General features: G+C 72.2%; 4 protein-coding genes and 1 pseudogene. 4 read left to right on the forward strand and 1 reads right to left on the reverse strand.

Annotated features, from left to right (window positions below; genetic code table 11):
- The 4 genes from G5C65_RS31040 to G5C65_RS31055 form a co-directional block, all read left to right on the forward strand.
- On the forward strand, positions 1-1078 hold a 1078-nt coding region (locus tag G5C65_RS31040), incomplete at its 5' end, for an aminotransferase-like domain-containing protein (protein ID WP_165302378.1).
- 223 nt (positions 1079-1301) lie between these two features.
- Complete coding sequence (locus G5C65_RS31045) at positions 1302-1577, forward strand: hypothetical protein (protein WP_165302379.1); 276 nt, start codon at positions 1302-1304, stop codon at positions 1575-1577.
- Complete coding sequence (locus G5C65_RS31050; protein WP_165302380.1) at positions 1564-2190, forward strand: DUF6879 family protein; 627 nt, start codon at positions 1564-1566, stop codon at positions 2188-2190. Before G5C65_RS31045 ends, G5C65_RS31050 begins: the two co-directional genes overlap by 14 nt.
- A gap of 73 nt (positions 2191-2263) precedes the next feature.
- Positions 2264-4603, forward strand: coding sequence for a tetratricopeptide repeat protein (locus G5C65_RS31055; protein ID WP_165302381.1), 2340 nt, complete (start codon positions 2264-2266; stop codon positions 4601-4603).
- 36 nt (positions 4604-4639) lie between these two features.
- Here the strand turns inward: G5C65_RS31055 and G5C65_RS31060 are convergent.
- A pseudogene (locus tag G5C65_RS31060) lies at positions 4640-4944 on the reverse strand (methionyl-tRNA formyltransferase); the annotation flags it as partial.

The raw sequence follows: 4944 nt of genomic DNA on the forward strand, positions 1-4944 counted from the left end.
CCTCTCCCCCGGCCTGCCCGACCTGACGGCCTTCCCGCGCGCCGCCTGGCTGCGCGCCGAGCGCGCGGTGCTCGCCGGGCTCCCGGCGCCGGACCTCGGCTACGGCGATCCGCGCGGCGCCCCGGCCCTGCGCCGCGCCGTCGTCCGCTGGCTGGCCCGCAACCGGGGCATCAGCGCGGCCCCGGACGAGGTCGTCGTCGTCACGGGCACGGCACAGGCTCTCGTCCTGCTGGGCCGGGCGCTCCGGGAGCACGGCCACGGCGGACTGGCCGTCGAGGATCCCGGCTCGCTCGGCGTACGCCAGCACCTGCGGCACACCGGGCTGGCCACCCCGCCGGTGCCGGTGGACGACGAGGGCGTACGGGTGGACGCGCTGCGCGCGCTGGGGGCGCGCGGCGTCCTGCTGACGCCCGCGCACCAGTTCCCGATGGGGGTGGTGCTGAGCGGGGAGCGCCGCCGGGCGCTGCTGGAGTGGGCGACGGCCCCCGGCACGGACCGCCTGCTCGCGGAGGACGACTACGACGCCGAGCACCGCTACGACCGCCCGCCCGCGCCCGCGCTGCATCCCCTCCTGCCCGACCGCGTCTGCTACATGGGCAGCGTCTCCAAACTGCTCGCCCCCGCGCTGCGAGTGGGCTGGATCCTGGCGCCCGCGCCGTACCGCGAGACGCTGGTCGCCGCCAAGCGCTACGCCGACCTCGGCGGCCCCGCGCTCCCCCAGCTCGTCCTGGCCCGGCTGCTGGACTCCGGCGAACTGGAGCGCCAGCTCCGCCAGTTGCGCCGCCGCCACCGTCACAGGCGGGACGCCATGGTGGCGGCGCTCCGTGCCCGGCTGCCGGGTGCGGTGGTGCACGGCGCGGCGGCGGGCCTCCATCTGACGGTCACCTTCGAGAGGGGCTTCGCGGACACCGAACTGGCCGCGCGGGCCCTGGAGCGGGGCGTCAAGACCCACCCCCTGTCCTGGCACCGCCAGCAGTCGGACGGACGCCCGGGGTTGGTCCTCGGCTACGCGGCCCGCACGCCGACGGAGATAGCGGACGCGGTCACGGAACTGGCCAAGGCCCATGTACAGAGTTAGCGGACCCGATTCTTCCGCACGCCGGCCACCCTTCTCTCGCACTCTCACCCGCATACGTAAAGGCATTTTAGAGACAAAAATTTTTCCTGCCCTCTGGCCTGCACTTCCCTGGGCTCCACCCCCTCTCCCCGTTGACTGGAAGGTAGGACCTCTCTAGACTTGACAGCTGCTGAAAGTCGTCACACACGTCGCACACGTGTTACACAAGGGGTTGAATAAAATCGTGGACCGCGCGTGGGAAGCAGATGCATCCGCGTCATTCGTGCGACGTCTGGGAAAGTCCGCCAGAGAACTCCAGCAGACAGGCAACCGGGACGGCTGCCCGGATATCTGGCAGCTCGACAATGGCGACATCGCGGTGATCGGCCGGGATCTGACGGATTCCTACCGCTCCCGCCTGCCCGAGGACGCCACGCTCGCCCGGGACGAACGGGTCGTGGTCATCCCCGGGGTCATGCTCAGCGCCGCGAAGCCGGACATCCCCGATGTTCGGCCTTGACCAGGCACAGGGGGAGCACCTCTCCCTGGCTGAGTACCAGAGCGAGTTCCGCCGCAGGCAGTGGGAGATCGACGGGCAGGACTCCTGGAAGCTGGAGCGCGGACAGCATTTCCAGGAGCCGGGCTTCGGCAGCTGGGAAGCCTTCTCCCGAGGGGAATGGGAAGAGGCGCTCCGACTCGTCGAGGAAGAGCGGGATTTCCTTCAGGAGTTTTCGGAGAGAGTAGACCAGCACGCGGTCACGCTTTTCCGGGTACGGGTCGCGGAAGAGCCGGTAACGCCGTATCTGCAATGGGAATTCCACCTGCTGCGCCTTCGCGCGGAACTCGGCGAGAGAATCAGAGTCGTATCCCCGGGCCAGTTGAGCGATCTGGAAAAGAACGGCGAACACATTCCCGAGCTGCTGACGCTCGGGAATCACACCGTTTACCGGATCCGCTACACAGAACAGGGCGTCCTGGACGGGGCCGTGCGGTTCTCGGACGCCGGCCTCGTGGCGCGGCTGCGGCAGTTCATGACCTCCCTCTACTCCCGGGGCGAGGACATCAGCTCCTACTTCGCCCGCGTGATCGCGCCCATGCCGCCGCCCAGAGTGGAGGCAGGGCATCAGCGGTAGCGGGGAGGAGCGGTCCTCACGGGAGCCCGCCCCGGAGAGCCAGCATTCCGAGCTGTCGGGAACCGCGGGCGATGTGGTGCAGGCCCGGGACGTCAGCGGCGGTGTGCATTTCCACGGCGCCGAGTCCGGAACCGCCCGGCCGGACGGCCCCCGTCCACGTCAACTCCCGGCCGACGTACGGGGTTTCGTGAACCGGCAGGAGGAGCTGCAGCGGCTCGACGCGGTACTCGCCGAAGCCGGTGGTGAATCGCTGGTGGCGGTGTGTGTCATTGCCGGAACCGCCGGTGTGGGCAAGACGTCACTGGCGCTGCGGTGGGCCCACAAGGTCCAGGGGCGTTTTCCGGACGGGCAGTTGTATGTGAACCTGCGCGGCTACGACCCGGGCACGCCGGTCAGTTCGCACGAGGCGCTGCAACGTTTTCTGCGCGCCCTGGACGTGCCGGCCCAGGCCGTCCCGCCGGACACCGAGGCGGCCGCCGCACTGTACCGCTCGCTTCTGGCGGGACGGCGCATGCTCGTCACGCTCGACAACGCGGCCACCGTCGGCCAGATCCGTCCGCTGCTGCCTGGCACCCCGGGGTGCCTGGTGGTCGTGACCAGCCGGAGCCGGCTGTCGGGACTGATGGTGCGGGACGGGGCCATTCGCCTGACCCTGAACACGCTCCACGAGGACGAGGCAGTCGCGCTCCTGCGCACACTCACGGCGGGCTACCGGCCCGAGGACGGCGCCGACAAGCTCACCGAACTGGCCCGGCTGTGCGCCCGGCTTCCCCTCGCCCTGCGGATCGCCGCGGAGCGGGCCGCCAGCAGGCCGCAGCTGCCCCTGGACGACCTGATACGGGATCTGCGGGACGAGTCGGCGCTGTGGGACGCCCTGACCGCGGGGGACGAAGAGGAGGCGGACGCGGTGCGGACGGTATTCGCCTGGTCCTATCGAGCGCTCCCCGAGGACGCCGCCCGGCTCTTCCGACTCCTCGGCCTGCACCCTGGGCCGGAGTTCGGCTCGGCGGCGGCAGCAGCGCTGGCCGGAGTCGGCACCGGGCAGGCACGGCGCCTCCTCGACGTGCTGGTCGGAGTGCATCTGCTGGAGCAGTCCGGGCCGGACCGCTACGAGTTCCACGACCTGCTGCGGGCGTACGCCGCCGACCAGGCGCAGCGGGAGGAGCCGGAGGAGGACCGGCACAGTGCCCTGCGGCGCGGGCTGACGTGGTACCTGCGCGCGGCGGACGCGGCACAGGGCCGGATCAACCCTCCCGAGCCGCACGTGGCACTCGATCCGCCCGCCGGGGACATCCCGGAAACCCGGTTCGCCGACTACGCGGAGGCGATGCGGTGGTACGAACAGGAGCACGCCAACCTCGCGGCGGCCACCCGGGAGGCCGAAGCTCACGGTCTCGACCGCCTGGCCTGGCAGCTGCCCGTGGTGCTGCGCAGCGTGCACATGCTGCTCAACCCCTTCAAGGAGTGGCGGGAGCTCGGGCACATCGGCCTGCGCGCCGCCCGCCGCCTGGGGGACCGGGCCGCGCAGGCGGAGCTGCTGGAGAGCCTGGGTACGGCCTGTTCCCAGTCCCACCGGCTGGCCGAAGGGGTCGAGTTCCACCGGGAAGCGCTCACCATCCGACAGGAGCGGGGAGACCGGCTGGGCGAGGCGCTGTCACTCAACGACATCGGCCTGATCCGGCTGCGCGGACGGCAGCTGGAGGCAGCCGTCGACCTCTTCCAGCGGGCCGGACAGCTCTTCAGCGCGCTGAACGCCCCGCACTGGGAAGCGGTCGCCCAGGCCAACCGCGCCGAGTCCCTGGCCGAACAGGGGCGGTGGGACGAGGCCCTGACCGGCATCCAGCAGGCCCTGCGCGCGCACCGCGCCGCCGCGAACCCCGGCAGCGAAGGCAACGCGCTGCGCGTCCTCAGCTCCGTCCAGCGCGGCCTGGGACGCCCCGGGGAGGCGCTGTCCTCGGCCCGCCGGGCCGTGGAGATCGCGCTGGAGCACCGCAACCGGATGTGGGAGGGGTACTGGCTGCTGGAACTCGGCCAGGCCCAGCTGGAGACGGACCAGGCGGCGGAGGCGCTGGTCTCCTTCCAGCGGGCCGGGGCCGTACAGCGACAGCTGGGGGACCGCGCACGGGAGGCCCGCGCCTGGCACAGCACAGGGAACGCCTACGCACGGCTGGAGCGGTGGCAGGAGGCGGCCGACTTCCAGCGCCGTGCGGCGGCCGTCCACCGCGAGCTGCCGGACCCCTGGCAGCTGGCCCTGGCCCTGGAGGGCCTGGTCCGCGCGCTGCGCCAGAGTGATGGTCCGCAGGCGGCCCGGCCGTACTGGGCGGAGGCGCTGCACGCCGTGGCCGACTTCCCGGATCAGCGAGCTGCTGACCTGCGCGCACGCCTCCGGACCGCCCTGGACACCACCGGCTGACCACCGGCTGACCACCGGCTGAGACCGAGCCCGGCGCTAAGCCGTGGCCGGGGCCCCGGCCGGCTCGTGGTCCAGCACCCACAGCGGGCCGTCGGCGCACTCCACCCGCACCCCCGCACCGCCCCGGGGAGGGTCGAGGGCGGTACGCAGCACCGTGACCCGGCGACCGTCGATCTCCGCCTCGGGCCCGTCCGCGCCCGGCACCCCGAGCCGGAACACACGTACCTGGTTGTGGATCTCCCACGCGGTACGGGACCAGTCGACGCGGCGGAACTCCTCCTCCATCCAGCCCGCGTAGCTGGCCCCCTCCGCCGGCTGGGCCCGCCCCGGGCGGCCTTCCC

The organism is Streptomyces boncukensis, assembly GCF_011045075.1.
GTDB lineage: Bacteria > Actinomycetota > Actinomycetes > Streptomycetales > Streptomycetaceae > Streptomyces > Streptomyces boncukensis.

Excerpts from the sequence above, each read along its gene's own strand:
- G5C65_RS31050 (WP_165302380.1), top strand. The coding sequence starts at position 1,564 with ATGTTCGGCCTTGACCAGGCACAGGGGGAGCACCTCTCCCTGGCTGAG.